The sequence below is a fragment of the Bifidobacterium apri genome (assembly GCF_009299485.1).
GTDB classification, from domain to species: domain Bacteria; phylum Actinomycetota; class Actinomycetes; order Actinomycetales; family Bifidobacteriaceae; genus Bifidobacterium; species Bifidobacterium apri.
Genome location: NZ_WBSO01000039.1, coordinates 1 through 1,384, shown reverse-complemented (window position 1 = coordinate 1,384; position 1,384 = coordinate 1). Strand labels below are relative to the sequence as shown.

The 1,384-nt window shown below is 54.6% G+C and carries 2 protein-coding genes; one reads left to right on the top strand and one right to left on the bottom strand.

Annotated features, from left to right (window positions below; all coding sequences use genetic code 11):
* Positions 1-175 precede the first annotated feature (175 nt).
* The gene (locus DSM100238_RS09230) at positions 176-658 is read left to right on the top strand and encodes a helix-turn-helix domain-containing protein (protein ID WP_152356366.1); all 483 of its coding nucleotides are present in this window, start codon (positions 176-178) and stop codon (positions 656-658) included.
* Between the two features lie 116 nt (positions 659-774).
* Here the strand turns inward: DSM100238_RS09230 and DSM100238_RS09225 are convergent, their stop codons facing one another.
* A complete protein-coding gene (locus tag DSM100238_RS09225; RefSeq protein WP_152356365.1) occupies positions 775-1,191 on the bottom strand; it encodes a hypothetical protein in 417 nt (138 codons plus the stop codon).
* Positions 1,192-1,384: the final 193 nt, after the last annotated feature.

Here is a 1,384-nt window from a genome sequence, read left to right as displayed (position 1 = left end):
AAGGTTAATATGCACCCCTGCCTACAACACACCATACACAAATGTTTACAAGTTAGCGTATAATGTGTTTCAGAACAAAAAACCTCCGCAGTGTTAACGGCACCGCGGAGGTAAAACATGAAGCCTCACTCAAAGACTTCCAAAACCATTGTAACGCATGGCATGGAGGTCGGAAATGGACCGTGAAATGGGATACCGCAACATGCTGGCAGTCGAAGAACTCGCAAGCCAAGGTGAACTCACCGTCACCCACAAGGGCGCACGCAGCTTCGACTTCGCGCAATACGCCCTGCTCAGCCGCATGGCATGGCTCACCGCTGACTGGCCGCTGGACAAGACAGCCAAGGAGAAACACATGATGCCGCGCACCTACGCTTCCGGCTGGCTCAAAATCGCCATCGATTGGGGCATGACGCTCCCACAGTCAATGGACGAGCTCGTGGCGATCGGCAATGAGCCGCGCAATCCGAAGCGCGAGCAGCTGGCCTACAACCGCATCAGCAAAATCGCCAAGAAGCTCGAAGCCGCAGGACTCATCAAATGCCTGCGCAAGGGCAACGTGCAGCGCAAGAACAATGCCGTCTGGCTGCTCACCATCGGCACACCGGAGGAAAACGCCGAGGTCGAAGCCTACGTAAGACTGCACATGCACCTTTGACCCGTTCACATCCCCGCCTTGGTGCAACGGTATCCGTGAAACCTGTCTCGTGACATTCTCCCCACGAAAAACCGGCACACATACAAGAAATAGCCCCGCCGAAGCGGGGCTATGGGTTACAGGTACATGTGCGCTCTCACGTAGCGTTCAACCTCACGGTTCTCTTCCGGATCGCCGATGGTCAACAACCACGCCGCATTATTTTTTCTTTGTACGTTGCCTTTGCGGATGCACTTAATCAGTCCGGCTTCTTCCAAGCGTTTCGCCGCCTTGCATATGCGTTGTATCGCCAGCGTCTCCTTCTTCGGGACACGCGGCTCACCGGATACGACAATTATATCGTCCGCGGAATCAGGCAATGTCATTCCTAGGTCCTGTGCAAGGGCGAGCCACCCGAAAGTGTACGTGCGTGGCAACGCGTTTTTCTTCTGTGCCTGTTCATCAAGAGGCCAGTCATATGTGCCAATTGCCATCTTCATGAGCACCGCGTATTGGAGAGGGTCGAATGTCCTTCCCTCGCCATGTCTCGTCATGATTCGCCCAGTGCCTGCTAGGCCGTCTACAAGTCTCGCGTTCCGGTATCCCACGAATTCCATCGCTTTCCCTCCACGGCTAGAGTTACACTGGTCATGGAGAATCCTCTAGGTTTTCCACTGCCCCCGGTTGCTCTTGCCAGCGCCGGGGGCATTCCTTTTTTCGACTTACACAATAACCTTACCATATGAC